The sequence below is a fragment of the Variovorax nivicola genome, assembly GCF_051216475.1.
Classification (GTDB): Bacteria; Pseudomonadota; Gammaproteobacteria; order Burkholderiales; family Burkholderiaceae_C; genus Variovorax.
The window spans coordinates 125,312-143,144 of sequence record NZ_JBPJZK010000007.1; the positions used below are offsets into that span (position 1 = coordinate 125,312).

Annotated in this window: 13 protein-coding genes; 2 read left to right on the forward strand and 11 right to left on the reverse strand. The window is 64.8% G+C overall.

All coding sequences use genetic code 11. From position 1 onward, the window contains the following. Nucleotides 1-10: 10 nt before the first annotated feature. From tssI to ACSFBF_RS25895, 5 genes are all read right to left on the reverse strand, one after another. Entirely contained in the window at nt 11-6,217 is a 6,207-nt protein-coding gene (tssI, locus tag ACSFBF_RS25875; RefSeq protein ID WP_435472039.1) for a type VI secretion system tip protein TssI/VgrG, read from the reverse strand. A 465-nt stretch (nt 6,218-6,682) separates the two neighbouring features. Beyond that, nucleotides 6,683-8,335, reverse strand: coding sequence for a chaperonin GroEL (gene groL / locus ACSFBF_RS25880; RefSeq protein WP_093048403.1), 1,653 nt, complete (start codon nt 8,333-8,335; stop codon nt 6,683-6,685). 29 nt (nt 8,336-8,364) lie between these two features. Further along, entirely contained in the window at nt 8,365-8,655 is a 291-nt protein-coding gene (locus ACSFBF_RS25885; protein ID WP_007835162.1) for a co-chaperone GroES, read from the reverse strand. 500 nt (nt 8,656-9,155) lie between these two features. Beyond that, on the reverse strand, nt 9,156-10,067 hold the full coding sequence (locus ACSFBF_RS25890; RefSeq protein ID WP_435472042.1) for an amino acid ABC transporter substrate-binding protein: 912 nt from the start codon (nt 10,065-10,067) through the stop codon (nt 9,156-9,158). A gap of 549 nt (nt 10,068-10,616) precedes the next feature. After that, a complete protein-coding gene (locus tag ACSFBF_RS25895; protein WP_435472044.1) occupies nt 10,617-11,558 on the reverse strand; it encodes a LysR family transcriptional regulator in 942 nt (313 codons plus the stop codon). 138 nt (nt 11,559-11,696) lie between these two features. Between ACSFBF_RS25895 and ACSFBF_RS25900 the strand changes: the two genes are divergently transcribed. Both ACSFBF_RS25900 and ACSFBF_RS25905 read left to right on the forward strand, forming a co-directional pair. After that, nucleotides 11,697-12,434, forward strand: a complete 738-nt coding sequence (locus tag ACSFBF_RS25900) for an SDR family NAD(P)-dependent oxidoreductase (protein WP_435472046.1) — start codon at nt 11,697-11,699, stop codon at nt 12,432-12,434. Nucleotides 12,435-12,483: 49 nt separating this feature from the next. Then, complete coding sequence (locus ACSFBF_RS25905; protein ID WP_435472048.1) at nt 12,484-12,732, forward strand: tautomerase family protein; 249 nt, start codon at nt 12,484-12,486, stop codon at nt 12,730-12,732. Here the strand turns inward: ACSFBF_RS25905 and ACSFBF_RS25910 are convergent. Genes ACSFBF_RS25910 through ACSFBF_RS25935 form a run of 6 tightly spaced genes read right to left on the reverse strand, consistent with a single transcriptional unit; the run spans nt 12,719 to nt 17,709 of the window. Then, entirely contained in the window at nt 12,719-13,717 is a 999-nt protein-coding gene (locus ACSFBF_RS25910) for a Bug family tripartite tricarboxylate transporter substrate binding protein (protein ID WP_435472050.1), read from the reverse strand. The genes ACSFBF_RS25905 and ACSFBF_RS25910 overlap by 14 nt on opposite strands. A gap of 59 nt (nt 13,718-13,776) precedes the next feature. Then, a complete protein-coding gene (locus tag ACSFBF_RS25915) occupies nt 13,777-14,133 on the reverse strand; it encodes a cupin domain-containing protein (protein ID WP_426391626.1) in 357 nt (118 codons plus the stop codon). Nucleotides 14,134-14,153: 20 nt separating this feature from the next. Then, nucleotides 14,154-15,161 carry a quinone oxidoreductase family protein gene (locus ACSFBF_RS25920; protein WP_435472052.1) on the reverse strand — a complete coding sequence of 336 codons (1,008 nt, stop codon included), beginning with the start codon at nt 15,159-15,161 and terminating at the stop codon, nt 14,154-14,156. Between the two features lie 3 nt (nt 15,162-15,164). Further along, a complete protein-coding gene (locus ACSFBF_RS25925; protein WP_435472054.1) occupies nt 15,165-16,052 on the reverse strand; it encodes a beta-keto acid cleavage family enzyme in 888 nt (295 codons plus the stop codon). Then, a complete protein-coding gene (locus ACSFBF_RS25930; protein WP_435472056.1) occupies nt 16,049-16,813 on the reverse strand; it encodes an SDR family NAD(P)-dependent oxidoreductase in 765 nt (254 codons plus the stop codon). Before ACSFBF_RS25930 ends, ACSFBF_RS25925 begins: the two co-directional genes overlap by 4 nt. Nucleotides 16,814-16,842: 29 nt before the next feature. Further along, nucleotides 16,843-17,709 carry a dioxygenase family protein gene (locus ACSFBF_RS25935; protein ID WP_435472058.1) on the reverse strand — a complete coding sequence of 289 codons (867 nt, stop codon included), beginning with the start codon at nt 17,707-17,709 and terminating at the stop codon, nt 16,843-16,845. Between the last annotated feature and the right edge of the window lie 124 nt (nt 17,710-17,833).

Here is a 17,833-nt window from a genome sequence, read left to right on the forward strand (position 1 = left end):
AGCTTTCTTGTCACTTGAACTTCCCCGGCGGATAGATGGTGGGCGGCTTTATCTTCGACATTTCTTCGTTCAGCTTGTAGGGGTTCGCATAGTCTCCTGCGCCGAAGGGAAACTTCGTATCGACTTTCCCGACGCCCGAGGGTAGTCCGATTCCGCACGCCTTGGCCAATGCGAGTGCCGCAGAAGTGCATTGATATTCGGGCGTGTACGACTTCTTTGCCTTCTTCTCGCTCTCGCATTTCTTCAGGCAGGCGTCATACATCGGATCGCTGATCTTGTATTCGAACGCCCGTACTGACTCGCCGACGGGCCAGTTTGTCACAGCCGGTATCTTCCCGTTCTTGAAGCTCTTCACATTGCCCATGCCAATTGGATTGGACGGTCCTACGCTCAGCTGGCAAGTGATCTTCCCGCTGCTGTCTCTCAGATAAGCCACCGTATGGCCGGGATCGTCCATGACGTAGTGAACGCCCGCCGCATACGCCTTTGGGTTGTTCGCCTCGATGCCGATGCCGAAGGTCTTCGTCGTCTCCTGGTACCAGGGGTCCAGCCCCATGGGGTCGCTCCAGTAGTTCGGATTTCCCTCGGCATATGCGAACGGATTCGTTCCTCCCGCCAGCCCGATCGGGTCCTTCGACAGGTATCTCCCGGTTCGCGGGTCGTAGTACCGGTGCCGGTTGTAGTGCAGGCCGCTTTCTTCGTCGAAGTATTGCCCCTGGAACCGGATGTTGTTCGTTCGCGCTTCGGTCCTGCCCATCCGTGCCTCTCCGAATGCCTTGTAGCTTGCGCTCCAAACGATCTTGCCCTCGGCGTCCGTCAGCTCCATCGGTGTACCCAGGTGGTCGCACTGGTACCAGGCCGTCTGCCCTGTCTGCAACGCTTGTCCCGAGCCCTGCTTCCTGCGGATCGAGATCATCGGCACGAACCTTCCCGGCTCGTAGATGTAGTTCACGGCTTCCGCGGCGCTGCTTTCGCAGGCCAGGGTATTTCCGTCCCAGACGTACAGGGTGGTGCCGTGGTTCCGACTGGCGTCGCCATGTCGCGCGGAGCCAGCGTCGGTCTCGTTGTACTTGCCGATGCGGCGGCCCAGCGCGTCGTAGCGATACGCCACGCGCCAGCCGCCCGCTTTCTCGATGCTCGCAAGCCGGCCGAAGCCATCCCAGTGCAAGAGCATGTCGGACTGGCCGGTCGTCCTGATCCTGATCGAGTTGCCGCGCCCATCGTGCTCGTGGTGGCGTTCGTCGAGGCCGGCCCTGAACTGGCGCAGCAGGTTGTCCATCAGCGCCGGCTGCGAAGGCTTGCGCGCGGCCGGGCTTGCCTCTGCATCGGCGCCCATCGAGATGTGCAGGAGGTTGCTCGCCGGATCGAATTCGAAGCGCTCCTGGCCGAGTGCGCTGTTGGCCTCGATGAGCCGGCCCAGCGGGTCGTACCGGTAGCTCAGCGCACCGCGGCGGCTGTCCTGGGTGGTTTGCAACTGGCCGGCCGGATCGTATTCGTACTGGCGCCGGACGACCGGTGCGGCGCCGGCCCCGGCGATGTTGCTGCCCGGCCGGGTCCCGGGCTCTTCCTTGGGGCCCCATTGCTGACTGACCAGCCGGCCTTGCGGGTCGTAGCTGAATCGCTGGGTCAGGCCGTTGCCCTGGATGCGGACCGTCTCCCGATGCAGGCTGTCACGCTCGAAACCGACGAGTTCCTGGCCATCGAGCATCAGCCCGTGGACGTGGCCGGAGCCGTACGTCAGCCATTGCAGTTGCTCGCCGTCGGGGCGGATGGTGGATACGCGCTCGTCGAGTTCGTCATACGTGTGTTGCCACACCTTGCAATAGGACTCGCGCAGGAAGTCGTAGTGCTGGTGCTCGCGCACCAGATTGCCCACCGGGTCGAAGAACCATTGCAGCCTGCTCGCGCTGTTGCTGGCCGATATGCGACGTCCGGCCGGGTCGTACTGGAACGTCTCGACCTCTTCCTCGCCGACCGGGCCGGGGCTGCCTCCGGTGGTGCCCATGCGCTGCGCGCAGCGGCGCAGCAGGCGACCCATCGGGTCGTACTCGAAGCGAAAGAGCCAGTCCGCGGTTTGCTGCATCACGGTTCGTGGCTCGTGGCGATAACGGGTGACCTGGCCATCGAAGCCGCGTTCCTCGATCAGGCGCCCCATGACGTCGTAGGCAAAGCTGTGGCGTGCCCCGTTCTCGTTGATCAGCGCCGTCAGGCGTCCCAGTCTGTCCCACTCGTAGCGCAGCGTCTGGCGGCCGTACCTGGCGAGCACGTCGGCCTCGCCGGACTGCATTCCCTGGACCCGCTCCTGGATCAACCCGGCCTGGTTGTAGCGGTATTCCGTTCTGCGTCCCAGGGGGTCCGTGTGTACCAACAGTCGCCCCTCGCCATCGCGCTGCTGGCGCGCTTCGGCACCGCCGGGCTCGACCATGGCGGCTAGCTGGCCGTTCTGGTAGACGTACCCGGTCTTCCGGCCCGCCGCGTCGGTTTCGGAACTCTGGCGGCCCTGGTCGTCGTAGCTCCAGCGGGTGACCGAGCCTGAGCAGTCTGCATAGCTGGCGAGCTGCCCCCTGTCGGTGTAGCCCAGCTTCTTGCTGGCGCCCTTGGGGTCGACGATCTCGGCAAGCTGTTGCTGCTCGTTGTAGACGTATCGCGTGACGCGGCCGAGCGCATCGGTCTGGCTGGCGAGCAGGCCGGAAGCGGTATAGCTGCGCTTCCAGCTTCCGCCCTGGGCATCCACGACGCGAGACAGTCGCCCTTGGGCATTCCAGCCGTAGCCGATCTTGCTGCCGTCGGCGCGCAGATGCTCGATCAGCCGGGCTTGCCCGCTGGCGTGCGTGGTGTAGCTGAAGTGCTCGACGCCGCCATCCGGGTGATGATGCTCGATGACGTTCTTGGCGGCATCGCGCACGAAGCGTTCCCGCGTTCCGTCAGGGTGATCGATTTGGCGCGTGTAGCCCAGGCTGTCGACGTGATGCACGGTGGTGTGGCCGAGCGCATCGACGACGGTGACGGCGCCGCTGTCCGTGGCCCAGGACAGCCGGGTATCGAAGCTGCCGTCATCGGCCCACTCGCGAACGGCCCGTGGCTGTTCCCAGGCGCCGGCCTCGGCTGGCCCGGCCGGCTCCCACCACTGCAGGTTCATGCCGCGACCGGTGCGGTCGGTGTAGCGCGTCAGCAGATGGCGGTGATACCCGTAATGCCACGCGGCCTGCGTGCAGTCTTCGCGCGTGAGGGCGTTTTCATCGGCGGCTTGGACCAGGTTGCCGGCATCGTCGTACTTGTAGGAGGCTAGTTGCCGTGTCTGCCGGCCATCGGCGACCTCCCACAGCGCGCAAATGCGCCCGTGTTCCCATTGCACCTTCACGTGAGCCATCAACTGGCCCCCCTGGTAACTGAGGATGTCGCTCAGCCGCCCGGCAGGCAGGAGCGCGGGCGGCGGGAGCTCGTGGCCATCGGAGCGTTCGGGAATGACGTCTTTGCTGTGTTCCGGGCGCGCGTCTGCTTGCGTGTAGCGCAGCTCGATGCGGTGGCCTTGCGAGGCCTGATAGCCGCGCAGGCGCCACACGGTTCCCGCGAGCTCGAAGACTTCCTGCCAGTCCGGACCGCGCTCGATGGTCAATATCTCCTGGCTGGTTCTGCGCAGGACCAGTTCCTCCACGGCATCGGTGTGGGCGTCGCCGATGGCGGGCAGGGGATAGTCGTGGCTGCGGCCATCGGCGGCGTGATAGCGCAGGCCGCGGGCCTGCAGAGCACTCTGCCCGTCCAGGGCGTCGATGGCTTGAAAGCACACGGTGTAGGGAGTGATCCAGCGCGCACCCAGATCGCCGGTGTCGTATGCCGTCAGCGCGGAGTGATAGCGCCGGCTCCATTGAATGGGAAGCGGGGCCTGCAGCACGAAGTCGGTGTGAGTGATTCGTTCGGTGCCGCGGGCAAAGCTGATGCTCCCGCCGCTGCCGGTGGGGGCGGCGTTCTTGCATTCCTGACAGTCCTCTTGGGCCGGCCCTTTGTCCGCCGCCTTGCTGTTCGGGCCCAGGAAGTCATGGCTTGCGGCATGGGTCCGTGCAGGGCCCTGGGTGCCGTGCGTGATGCCGGAAGCCAGCCATTCGGTGTAGCTGCCGCCACCGCCGATCAGCTCGATGAGCGTCTTGCCGTTGAGCCTCAGATTGACACCCGTGAGATGGATGTCTCCGTCCTTGCTCATTGTGAAACTGGACTTCCCGCAAGTCAGCGTGTAGTTGTCGGTGACGCTGATGTCGTAGTTTTCCCCAACGCTCGTCGTCCAGGTCTTGCCCACGATGTCGGTGCGCCCCAGCAGCACGGTACCCAGCATGGCCGCGCCCACGTTGCGGTTGTAGGCAAGTCCGACATTCTCGAGGCGCGCCATTCCCACGTTCTGGATCGAGAACATGTAGATGTTCTCGGTCTTGGTTTTCTCGACCTTCAGATCCTGATAGCCGCCGATGCTGACGTCTTCGTTCTGGTCGACGCGCTCGTGGCGGTTGTTGTGCACCGTGATGGTTTCGTCGTGGTCCACCGTTTCCGTGCGGTCGTGCTTCACGTGCACGGTCTCGTCGTGGTCGATGGTCTTGGTGCGGTCGTGGCCCACCCAGTGGGTTTCGTCGTGCTCGACCTCGATGTCCTGGTTGCGCTCGGCGTGCAGCCATACCTGCTCCGCACCCTTCTTGTCTTCGAAGCGCAGTGCGTTGGCGTTGGCGTCGGTCGCGCCCTCGGAGCTGCGCGTGAGCAGGCCACTTTGCGTTGCGTTGGCGGGCAGGTCCCACGGCGGCATGTTGTCGGCGTTGTAGACGCGGCCGGTAACGATGGGCCGGTCAGGGTCGCCGTTCTCGAAGTCGACGATCACCTCCTGCCCGATGCGGGGGATCTGGATTCCGCCGAAGTTGGTGCCGGCCCAGGGCGACGACACGCGCACCCAGCACGAGCTGTTCTCGTCCTTGGTGCAGTAGCGGTTCCAGTGAAAGCTCAGTTTCACGCGGCCGTATTCGTCGGTCCAGATCTCGCGCCCAGCCGGGCCGGTGACGATGGCGGTCTGCGGGCCCGTGGTGCGTGGGCGCGGCGCTTCGGGTGCAGGTGCGCGAAAGACCTTGCTCGACGGGATCACTTCGAAGTCGACGCGACATTCGAACTCCTGCTGCGCGCTGGCGTCGCCGATGTCCTGCAGTCGCAGGTGCGCATCGGTCACGAGGTATTCGCGGTTGGAGTCGTTCTGCGGATGCCGCTCCAGCGACATCAGGCAGCCCGGCACAACGGCACGCAGGTTGCCCGAACCGTTCGCACGCTCGCCCTGGCTGCCGGTTTCTTCCATACGGGTGCGCACCAGTTGCTCGCCTTCGGACTCAACCACGTAGTCGCCCGGCCAGCCGTAGCGCTCCTGGCTGCTTTGCGCGGTCTTGCGCGGCATGGCACTCACCTGCTGCAGCCGCGCCTTCGGCCGCTTGAAGTCGAAATCGTCGGTGACCCAGCGGCCGCTTTGCAGCGTCTCGCAGGCGTTGAATCGATCGCAGTGCTCTGCGCGCACGGTGTCGTCGGCGCCGTAGAAGGGGATCTTCTGGTAGCCCGCATTGGCGTTCGGCTGGTGCGCGGACATGTCGTCCACGATCACGAGCTTGTGGCTGTCCTCGGCGTGCTCGAAGTAGTAGTACAGCCCCCACTCGTGCAGCAGGCGTGCGACGAAGTCGAAGTCGCTTTCGCCGTACTGCACCTGGAATTCGCGCGTCGGGTAGCTGCGGCTGGCCTTCACTTCATGGGCGAAGTCGTAGTCGGACAGCACCTCGCGCAGGATGTCGAGTACGGTCTTGTTCTGGAAGATCCGGTAGTCGCTCGTTCGCGTGGCCAGCGTGAGCCAGGGCTCGATGACAGCTTCGTACAGCGCGCGACGATTCTCCAGGCGCAGGAAGCGCACGCGTGTGACCAGGCCCGAGATGTGGCGCTTGCCCCCGTCAGCGCCGGGGCGCCCGTCGAGCACGATGTGCACCGTGAGCGTCTCGCCCACCAACTTCTTGATGTCCACGTTGGCGGCCTGCCGCTCGTTGTAGCCCGCCTGCTCGGGCGTGCTGAACGTGACGGTGTAGCGGAACAGGTTGCTCAGGCCTTCGTCGCCTTCTATGGCCACTGGCTCCAGTGCGGGTTGCCCGCCCAGCGTGGGCATGGCGGCACAAGAGGCGGTGAGGACGCGAATAGAGCGCGTAGCGCCTGACGACATGAAAACTCTCCCTGACGTTCTTCAAAGGCAGCATGCGCCGCCGCATCAGGAGAGTTGGGCAAAGGAGGGAGTCGACTCTTCAGCCGGAAACACCGCCAATCTCTCCCTTTTCTTTGTGGAACTTTAATCGGAGAATAAAAGAGATGAAAGCAGAAAAAGATACTATCTGATGTAAACGAGCGCATTTAATTCTGCAAATCACGCCAAAAAATATGACTTTTGGCACTTCTCGCGATTACCGCAAATGAATTAGGCGGGAGCCTTCTTGTGGCATTCAATCGGGAAGCTCTCTTTGCATTGCAGCGCTTTGATCAGCGTGCACTCATGAAAAAAAGCCCGTCGGAGACGGGCTTTTTTTCATTTCGCAAAACACTGCGGATCCGGCTCAGCCGGTCCGCAGGTGTTGCCCCCGGCAGGGGGTAGGCGTAGCGGACACGAAGTGCCGCGCAGCCTAGGGCCGGGCAATTACATGCCCATGCCACCCATGCCACCCATGCCGCCCATGTCGGGCATGCCGCCGCCGGCGCCAGACTCGTCCTTCGGTGCGTCAGCGACCATGGCTTCGGTCGTCAGCAGCAGCGAGGACACCGAAGCGGCGTTCTGCAGTGCGGTGCGCGTGACCTTCGTCGGGTCCAGGATGCCCAGTTCGAGCATGTCGCCGTACGTGTCGTTCGCAGCGTTGAAGCCGTAGTTGCCCTTGCCGGCCAGCACAGCGTTCACCACCACCGAGGCTTCGCCGCCGGCGTTGTTCACGATTTCGCGCAGGGGAGCTTCGATGGCCTTGAGCACCAGCTTGATGCCGGCTTCCTGGTCAGCGTTGTCGCCCTTGACCGACTCGCCCACGGCTTGCTTGGCACGCAGCAGAGCCACGCCGCCGCCAGCCACAACGCCTTCTTCCACTGCAGCGCGGGTAGCGTGCAGGGCGTCTTCGACGCGAGCCTTCTTTTCCTTCATTTCGACTTCGGTGGCAGCGCCAACCTTGATCACTGCAACGCCGCCGGCCAGCTTGGCCACGCGCTCTTGCAGCTTTTCACGGTCGTAGTCGCTCGTGGCTTCTTCGATCTGCACGCGCACTTGCTTCACGCGGGCTTCGATGTCGCCAGCGGCGCCGGCGCCGTCGATGATGATCGTGTTTTCCTTGCCCACTTCGATGCGCTTGGCTTGGCCCAGGTCGGCCAGCGTCACCTTTTCGAGCGTCAGGCCCACTTCTTCAGCGATGACCTTGCCGCCCGTCAGGATGGCGATGTCTTCCAGCATGGCCTTGCGGCGGTCGCCGAAGCCAGGAGCCTTGACGGCCACGACCTTCAGGATGCCGCGGATCGTGTTCACGACCAGCGTAGCCAGGGCTTCGCCTTCGACTTCTTCGGCAATGATCAGCAGCGGACGGCCAGCCTTGGCGACTTGTTCCAGCGTGGGGAGCAGGTCACGGATGTTGCTGATCTTCTTGTCGAACAGCAGCACGAAGGGGTTGTCGAGCAGCGCCGATTGCTTCTCGGGGTTGTTGATGAAGTAGGGCGACAGGTAGCCGCGGTCGAATTGCATGCCTTCGACGACGTCGAGTTCGCTGTCGAGCGACTTGCCGTCTTCGACAGTGATCACGCCTTCCTTGCCGACCTTGTCCATCGCGTCAGCGATGAGCTTGCCGATGGTTTCGTCGCTATTGGCCGAGATCGAGCCGACTTGAGCGATTTCCTTCGACGTGGTGGTGGGCTTGGAAGCCTTCTTCAGCTCGGCGACCAGGGCCGTCACGGCCTTGTCGATGCCGCGCTTCAGGTCCATCGGGTTCATGCCGGCAGCCACCAGCTTGAAACCTTCGCGAACGATGGCTTGTGCCAGCACGGTCGCGGTGGTGGTGCCGTCACCGGCGTTGTCCGAAGTCTTGGAAGCCACTTCCTTCACGAGCTGGGCGCCCATGTTCTGCAGCTTGTCCTTGAGTTCGATTTCCTTGGCGACCGACACACCGTCCTTGGTGACGGTGGGGGCGCCGAACGAGCGCTCGAGCACCACATTGCGGCCCTTGGGGCCCAGGGTCACCTTGACTGCGTTGGCCAGGATGTTCACACCCTCGACCATGCGTGCGCGGGCTTCACCGCCGAAGACTACGTCTTTTGCTGCCATGTTTGTTTACTCCGAATGGGATGTTTGAATTACTTCTCGACGACCGCGAACAGGTCGTCTTCCTTCATGACGAGCAATTCGTCACCGCCGACCTTGACGGTCTGGCCGCTGTACTTGCCGAACAGGACGCGGTCGCCGACCTTGACGGTCAGTGCGGCCAGTTCGCCCTTGTCGTTGCGCTTGCCCGGGCCCACGGCCAGGACTTCACCCTGATCGGGCTTTTCAGCGGCTGCGTCGGGGATGACGATGCCGGAGGCGGTCTTGGTTTCGCTGTCAACACGCTTGACGATCACGCGATCGGCCAAAGGACGAAGTTTCATTGCATCTCCTGGATGTATGGATAAGAAACGGGTTTTGTGGTCGGGTGCCGGACCGGAGGCCGGCAGCCCATCGACTGGAAGCGAGGGCTGTTAGCACTCATCAGCAGCGAGTGCTAATCATAAGGGCAATCGGTGGGCTTTCAAGTGACAGGGGCTGCTGTCGGTTCTCATGCGGAACGCCGGTGGAAATCAGTGGACACGCCATTTAACCTTCGCTTGCTTTTTGCCCGGGTAAAAAAGAGATCCGCTGGAAGCAAGGCGAAGCTGCCGTCGAAGAGGATGCCAACTGCGGGACCTCACAGGTCGCGCGACGAGCTTCCGTTTTGCAGCGTTTCCGGTCACTCGCCCAGGCTCGACCGACTCCCGGTCTCTGCACAATTCCGGGCATTGCGTGGGCCGAGGTGCCAGAAGCCAGCGATCAACCCGGTGCGCAGGTGACCCACCATGCCCCGCATCGAAACTCTCTCTCGCCGCACTATCAGTCCGACTGGCCGTTCGACTCAGATCGAGTGACCGAGCACCATCGCGACGCCGGGCTGCTTGTTCGGCCGAACGAAGCTGTCGCGAGTCAGGCGTCCCATCTTGATGGTGAGTGTCTGGGTGTTGAACCACTTGTCATAGAGCGCATTGATCTCGCCGTTGGCGTACAGCTGCGCGAGGCTCCGGTCGACCGCCGCGAGCAACGCAGTGTCGCCCTTGCGCATCATCACGGCGTACGGTTCGACCGACAGCGCAAGCCTGCTCAGGCTGAGCGTATCGATCCCCTTGTCGTTCGACACGAGGCCTTGCAGCAGCGAGTCATCCTGCGCAAATGCGCGCACCTTGCCTTCCTTCAGGGCCTTGTAGGCCTCGCCGTTGTTGTCGTAGGTGGTGAACTTCGCATCGCGCAGTTCACCTTCGGCGAGTTGCTTGAAAAGCTTCTCCGAGGTCGAACCTTTGGCCAGCGCGATCGGCATGCTCTTCAGGTCCTTCACCGTCTCCACGTGAAGGCTCTTGCTCGTCAGCACGCGCATCCCGGCGACGAAGAAGGTGTAGCTGAAGTCCACCTTCTCCTGGCGCGCCATCGTATTGGTGGTCGAGCCGCACTCGAGGTCGATTTCGCCGGCGAGCAGTTTCGGAATGCGCTCCGGGCCTGCCACGAGCTTGTACTGGACCTTGATGTCGGGAAGCTTGAGCTCGCGCTTGATCTCCTCGACCGCGTTCATGCACAGGTCCACCGAATAGCCCGCGGGCTGCTTCTGCGCATTGACGAACGAAAAGGGCGGCACGGCTTCGCGCACGCCGAGCACGATCGTGCGCGTTTCGCGGATCTTGCTCATCGTGTCGACGGCGGCCTGAGCAGGCAGGGCCACCAGCGCGATGGCCAGGGGAATCATCGCGGCACGCAGCAGGCGCACGGGAAAAGGGGACATGGGGTATGGCGCCAACGGCGGTTTGAATTTCGATGTTGATCACACGCCGTTGCTGTTTCGCCGACCCTCGGGAGTCGCGTTCGCATCCACCGCCCGTCATCGCTCGCAAGAGATTCGGCTCTTGCGAGCGACGCGGACCCCATGTGTCACTTGGGAACTTGCGCGCCGATTGTTCGCTGGACTGCGTACTTTTCACTAGCCAGAAAAAATGGAATTCAGACACTCATTTTTCGAGGCAATCATCGGGGACGCCAAATGCTCGGTGCTCTGAAATCAGCGTGCCTGAATGCGCAAACTCTAAGAGCCCACAGTCGCCCATTACGGTCGCTGAATGGCTGTCTCTGCTTGGGGGTGATGAGGCTCTGGTTGCAACTGCCGTGGCAAACCTTCTCGCCAGCGGAATGGATTTGCCCGCCATCGATGCGTCTCCAGGTGCGGCCGATGCCTTGAAGACGCGGATGCGTAATTACCTAGCTGGGAGGGTACCTCTGGGAGTCGTACGCTTTCCAAAGGTGTCGTGAGTGAGCTTGGAAAGGTCGTGGCCGGATCTCACGCCCGGCCGGCCACGCCGCCGGCAGCCGCACCCGCCCGGTGGCCCATCAGGAAGTCCACGAAGGTGCGCACGCGCAGCGGCGCGAAGCGCAGCTTGGGATACAGCAGGTTGTAGGGCCGGGACCGGCCGCCGAAGGGCTTGAGCACTTCGACCAGTCGCCCCTGGCGCAGGTCTTCCTCGACCACGAAGCGATAGGCCTGGAAGATGCCCGCGCCATGCCGGGCCAGCGTCACGCCGGCCAGGACGTCGTCCGAACAGGCGTAGCCGCCGGAGGTGAGCATTTCGATGTCCTGCCCGTCCTGACGGCACAGCCAGGGGATGGTGCGGCCGCTGCTGGGCAGCTCGAACTGGATGCATTCGTGGGTCTGCAAGTCGTCCAGGGTCCGGGGTTCTCCGCGCCGGCGCAGGTAGTCCGGGGCGGCGACCAGCACGAGTTCGGCGTCCTCGAGATGGCGTGCAACCAAGGTCGAGTCGGCGGGCGCGCGCACACGCACGGCGAGGTCGTACCCCTCCGCGGCGAAGTCGATGTTGCGGTTGCTGACGTGAACCTCGACCCGGATGTCCGGGTAGTGCGTCCTGAACTCCGGCAGCAGCGGCAGCAGCCGGTAGTGCCCGTAAGTGGTGGGAACGCTGATCCGCAGCAGGCCGCTTGGCGTGATCTGTTGGCCGCCGACCACGCGTTCGGCCTCCACCAGCTGGTTGAGCGCCTGGCGGCATTGCTCGTAATAGGCCTGGCCCGCCTCGCTCAGCCGTATCTGCCGCGTCGTGCGCAGGAAGAGGCGCACGCCGAGGCGTTCTTCCAGCCTGCCCACGGTCCTGCTCACGGCGGCGGGCGTCACGCCCGCGACGGCCGCGGCGGCGGTGAACCCCTCTTGCTCGGCCGCAAGGCAGAACAGTTCCAGGCTTCCCAGCAGCAGGTCGTCGAACTGGCGATTCATGATTGATTACATGGAGTAATAACTGAAGATTCTCTGATCATCTTTATCAACTTGAAGGTAGTCAATACATTTGATCCCAGAGGCGAGAGCCTCCCTGAATCAACCGCCTCCGCTTTGACCACCCGAAAGGAAACCATCATGAAGACCCAACCCAAGACGATCGTGATCACCGGCGCCTCGAGCGGCATCGGCCTGGCCTTGGCCGGCGCGTACCTCCAGCGCGGCGACAACGTCGTCGGCAACGCCCGCAGCGCCGAACGGCTGCAACAGGCGTCCGTGTCGCTCGGCTCGCCCGACAACTTCCTGGGCGTTGCCGGCGATGTCGCCGACCCCGCCGTCGGCGAGCTGCTGGTGCGGCGCGCCGTCGAGCGCTTCGGCCGCGTGGACGTGCTCGTCAACAACGCCGGATTCTTCAACGCCAAGCCGTTCGTCCAGTACACGCCGGACGAGCTGGACGCCCTGGTGAGCACCAACTTGAAGGGTTTCGTCTATCCGTCGCAGGCCGCAGTCCGCCACATGGTCGAGCGCAAGGCGGGCCACATCATCAGCATCACCGCAAGCCTTGCCTCGCAGCCCAACCAGGCCGTGCCGGCGGTGCTGCCGCTGCTGATCAAGGGCGGCATCAACCAGGCGACGAAGGCGCTGGCGCTGGAACTGGCGCCGCACAACATCCAGGTGACGGCGGTGGCGCCGGGCATCGTTGACACGCCGATGTACACGAAGGAAATGCACGGTTTCCTCAACACGCTGCAGCCGGCAGGCCGAATCGGCACGGTGCAGGAAATCGTCGACGCGGTTCTCTACCTGAGCGACGCCGGCTTCACGACCGGCATCGTGCTGCCCGTGGACGGCGGCATGGGCACCGGCAAGTGGTGATCGCAGCAGCGAAGCAACGAAGCATCGACAACGAATACCGGAGAACACCATGCCCTACATCCGCATCGAAATCACCCGCGAAGGCACCACGCTCGACCAGAAGAAGCAGCTGATCGCCGAGGCCACCGACATGATGGTGCGCGTCCTGAACAAGGACCCTGCCTCGACCTTCGTCGTGATCGACGAATACGACACCGACAACTGGGGCCAGCACGGCCGCACGATCACCGAGGTGCGCCGCGAGCAGGCCGCCGCCAAGGCTGATCTGCAGCAGCGTCCCCGCCTCAGTCCACCTTGATGCTCGCGGCCTTGACCACCTGCTGCGCCTTGGCGGTTTCATCGACGATGAACTTGTTGAACTGCGCCGACTGCATCGTGAACGGCTCGGCACCGAGCTTCTCCAGCCGCTCTTTCAGCTCGGGCGACACCATGATCTTCGCGACCTCGGCCTGAAGCCGCTCCAGCACCGCTTGCGGCGTCTTCGCCGGAGCGAAGAGGCCGACCCAGAACAAATACGCCGAACCCGGCACGCCGGCCTCCACCGTGGTGGGTGCATCGGGCAGGGCCAGCGAGCGCTGGGCGGTTCCCACTGCCAGCGCCTGCAGCTTGCCGCTCTTGATGAGGGGCAGCGCCGACACCATCGGTGCGAAGAACCAGTCGACGCGGCCCGACATCACCTCGGTCATGGCCTCGGGGGTGCCGCGAAAGGGCACGTGCTGCGCATCGAGCCCGGCCGCGAGGCGGAACACCTCGGCGTTCATGTGCGTGGCCGAGCCATTGCCTGCGGAGCCGTAGTTGAGAGCGCCAGGCTTGGCCTTTGCCTTGGCCACGAGGTCCTGCACGTTCGTGAAGTGCGAAGGCGCGGTCACCAGCACGTTGGGCAGGCTCGCCATCGGCGTGATGCCGGTGAAGTCCTTGATCGTGTCGTACGACAGGCCCTTGTATATCCACGGGTTCACGAGATGGCCCGCCGAATGCACCAGCAGTGTGTAGCCGTCGGCTGGCGATTTGGCCGTGATGGCCGCGCCCAGCGTGCCGCCCGCGCCGGGCTTGTTGTCGACGATCACGCTCGTGCCCAGCGCGGGCCCGAGCTTTTCGGCCACGAGGCGCGCGACGATGTCGGTGCCGCTGCCTGCCGTGAAGGGCACCACCAGCTTGATCGGTTGCGTGCCTGGCCACGCGCCCTGCGCCAGCGCGCCGCTGCTGCCCAGCGTGCAGGCCGCGAATGCCGCGGCCACGGTAAGGGCCTGCCGGCGGCTCCAGGGGAATGTCTTGTTCTTCATGCGTCTTGTCTCCGTTGATTTGTTCGATGAGCGATGAATGACCGAAGGGCGCGCGAGCGCTAGGCCGGTGGCGCGTTCGGCATCACCAGCGCCACCAGCACCGGCCGGTTGCTGCGGTTTTCCAACTGGCGCTTCTCGCCGGGCGCGAAGCGGCAGCTGTCGTACTGCTCGAGCACGTCTTCCTGGTGTGCGCCGTCGAGTTCGCCGACCACATGGAGCTGGCCTTCGAGCACGAGGTAGAGCTTTTCCATTGGTGAGCCATCGAGGCCTGTGTGGCCGCCGGGAAGAATCTGGCTCATGCCCATCCACATCTGCGTGGAGGGGCCGGCTTCCTTGCCCTGCAGGCGCAGGCAGCGCATGTCGAAGTGGTTGGGCGCTTCGTAGTGCGGCGCTTCGTTGAAACGGGTCACGTGCATGGCGGGTGTTCCTCGCGGTTTCAGGGGTGCAGCACGACGCGGTCGGTGCTGCCCGACAGCACCAGCCGGTAGGCCTCGATGGCTTCTTCGAGCGCGAAGTGGCGCGCCACGGGAAAGGGCTTCAGCGTGCCGCGCTCGAAACCCTCGCGCATCGAGTCGAGCTGCGCGGTGGAGGCGACGCAGTCCATCCCCAGCGAGTCGACGCCCACGAAGGTGTGCATGCCGCGGTAGAACGCGAAGATGTCGAAGGGCACCGCGCGGTCGTGCGTGGCAATGAAGATCTGCGTCGCGCCCTTGGCCATCGCCTTGTTGGCGGCCTCGAAGTAGGCGCTGCCCACGGTGTTGTAGACGATGTGCGCGCCGCGCCCGTCGGTGAGTTCGCGCACCCGCGCGCCGACGTCGGCGTGGTGGCGCGCGTCGATCACGTCGACCGGCCCGCTCGCGAACCCCGCGAAGGGCCCGGCGCTGCGCTGCACCGCGATCACCCGTGCGCCGGCCTGCGTCGCAAGCTGCACTGCCGCCTGCCCGACCTTGCCGTTGGCGCCGAGCACCAGCACCGTCTGGCCGGCCTGCGGCATGCCGCTGCGGCGAAAGCCTTCATAGGCTGTGACGAAGGGCACGCCCACCGCGCCGGCTTCGTCCATCGAAATGCCCCGGGGCTTTGCGCGCAGCGCCGCTTCGGGCAGCACCAGGTAGCGCGCATGCGAGCCGTCGCGCGTGATGCCGACGTCGCCACCCGAACCGTAGACCTCGCGGCCGATCCATTCGTCGGGGCCGCTCACCACGGTGCCCGCGAAGTCGCGGCCCGGGGTTCGCGGCCAGACAGCCTGCGGCATGATGCCCAGCGTCGCTTTCACGTCGCTCGGGTTCACCGCGGCGGCGGCGATGCGCACCACGGCGTGGCCAGGTGGCGGTGTGGGTTCTGGCTGCGGCGCGGCCTCGAGTCGCAGCGCGTCGAGGTTGGCGGCCTTCTCGCTCACGCGCAATGCGCGGGAGCTGTGGGCGGTGTGCATGGCTGCGATGCTCATCGTTCAGTTCCTTGCATCCGGCAAGCCCAGCATGGCGCGCGCCTCGCGCGGGTTCGCGATTTCGCCGCCCAGGCTCAGCAGGATGTCGCGCGCCTTCGCCACCAGCTGCGCATTGCTCTCGGCCAGCACGCCCTTCTCGAGGTAGATGTTGTCCTCCATCCCCACGCGCACGTGGCCGCCGAGTAGCCAGGCCTGAGCGACGATCGGGAACTCCATGCGGCCGATGCCGAAGGCGCTCCAGAACGCGCCGCGCGGCAGCATGTTGCGGGCGTACAGCAGCGTCTCGGGCGTGGGTGCAAATCCGTACTTCACGCCGAGCACGAAGGTCCACATGGCGGGGCCGTCGAGCATGCCGTCGGCGATGAGGTCGAGCGCGAGGTTGATGTCGCCCGAATCGAAGATCTCCAGCTCGGGCGTCACGCCGGCCTCGCGGATCACCTTCGCCATACGCCGCACGTTCTTCGGCGTGTTCATCACCACGTCGGGGCCGGAATTCATGGTGTTGAGGTCGAGCGAGCACACGTCGGGCCTGATGAGCGCGATGTGCTCCACGCGCTTTTCCGGCGGCAGCAGCGTGGTGCCGGGCGCGGCGATCTTCGGGTCGTCCTCGCTCGGGATGTAGCGACCGCCCGGGCCGGTCGTCAGGTTGATGATGATTTCGCGGTTCTCGCGGCGAATGCGGTCGACCACCTCGCGATACAGCTCGACTTCCATCGAAGGCTTGCCGGTTTCGGGATGGCGCACGTGGATGTGCACCTGCGCCGCGCCAGCCTCCGCGGCGGCCAGGCACTCATCGGCGATCTGCACCGGCGTGATCGGCAGGTGCGGCGTCTGCTCCGGCTTCACGAGGTTGCCTGTGACGGCGCATGTGATGAGGGTTTTCGCGTTCACAGGTGACGCCCCCCATCGACCACGATGCGCGTGCCAGTCACGAAGCGCATCGTCGTCGCAAGCGCTTCCACGGTGGCCGCCACGTCGTCGGGCTTGCCGATGCGCCCCAGCGGCGTGGTGCTGGCCATCTTGCCGGCGAACTCCGCGCCACGGCCGGGCACGAAGCCCGACTCGACCGCGCCCGGCGACACCGACACCACGCGCACTGCCGGTGCCAGCGCCTTGGCCAGCGCGTCGCCGACCACGTCCAGCCCGGCCTTGGCCGCGACGTAGGCGAGGTTGCTGCCCACGCCCGTGAAGCCGGCGATAGACGAGATGTTGACTACGAGGCCGTCGCCGCTGGCCTTCAGCATCGGCGCAAAGGCGCGGATGGTGGCGAACACGCCACGGAAGTTGGCGCGCACGATGTCGTCGATGAGCTCGTCGGTCAGCGCGTCGAGGTCGGCGGCCGGCACGGGCTGCGTGTGGCCCGCGCTGTTGACCAGGATGTCGCAGCGCTCGTGTGTCGCCTTCACCTCTGCGGCAGCGGCCTGCAGGCTCGGCGTGTCGACGATGTCTGCGCGGATCGCGCCGTGGCGTTGTCCTTGCGCGGAGGGCAGGGCGGCGGCGCGTGCGGCTGCATCGTCGCCCTTGCGGTGCAGCAGCACGCAGGTGGCGCCGAGCGCGGCAAGGCGCGTGGCCGTCGCATAGCCGATGGCGCCGAGGCCACCGGTGATGACGGCGACCTTGCCGTCGAGTCGGGAAACAGGATCGAAGCTCATGGGATGAAGAGGAGTTGGGGAATCAGGGGTCAGGGAATTGGCGGGCGGGGGAACTTCATCTCGCCGGGCTCGAGCTGGAAGTCGTACTGCAGCGTGGCTGTCTTGCCGTCGGGTGCCAGCGCGAAGCGGCCGATCAGCCGGCGCGTCACGCCGAAGGTCGGATCGCTCTCCAGGTTCTCGTCGTCATCGGCGAACACCTGCGTGATCAGTACCTTGTGGCCCGGCTTGCTCACCATGAAGTGCAGGTGCGCGGGCCGGTTCGGGTGGCGCTGTTGTGCGCGCAGCAGCACACCGCATGGCCCGTCGGTCGGCACCGGGTAGCCGGCCGGCCGCACGCTGCGGAAGTGAAAGTGCCCCTCGGCATCGGTGCTGAAGCGCCCGCGCAGGTTCATGTCTTCCTGCGTAGGGTCCTGGTTCTCGTAGAGGCCGATGGGCGAGGCCTGCCACACGTCGACCGTGGCGTCGGCCACCGGCCGGCCTTTGGCGTCGCGCACCGTGCCTGTCACCGCGAGCGGAATGCCCGGCGTGCCCGAGCGCGCGATGTTGTCGCCCGGCGCGCAGGCCGGCGAGTTCGCGCGCCAGAAGGGCCCGAGCAGCGCGGCCGGCGATTCGCCGTGCGGGTCCTGGTTGTTCTGCAGCGCCACTACCGTAGACACGCCGAGGATGTCGGCCGCCAGCACCACTTCGTTCTTGGTCTCGCCCGTGGCCTGGCCGATGGCGACGATGAATTCGAGCGCCTGCTCGAACTCATCCTCGGTCAGCTTCACCTCCTGGACGAAGGCATGCAGGTGGCGGGTGAGCGCATCCATCACGGTGCGCAGCCGTGGGTCGGGGGTTCGCTTCATGGCTTCGAGCGTGAAGCTCAGCACCGAGTCGGGGGAGGTGGCGATGTTCATGGTGGGTCTCGTGCAATCTGTGTGATTCATGCAATCGTTTGCACGATATTACGCCAGATCGCTGAAAAGTAAAATGACCCCATTCGACAGGTCAGGAATAGGAAAAGCAGCTCTCAAGGCCTGA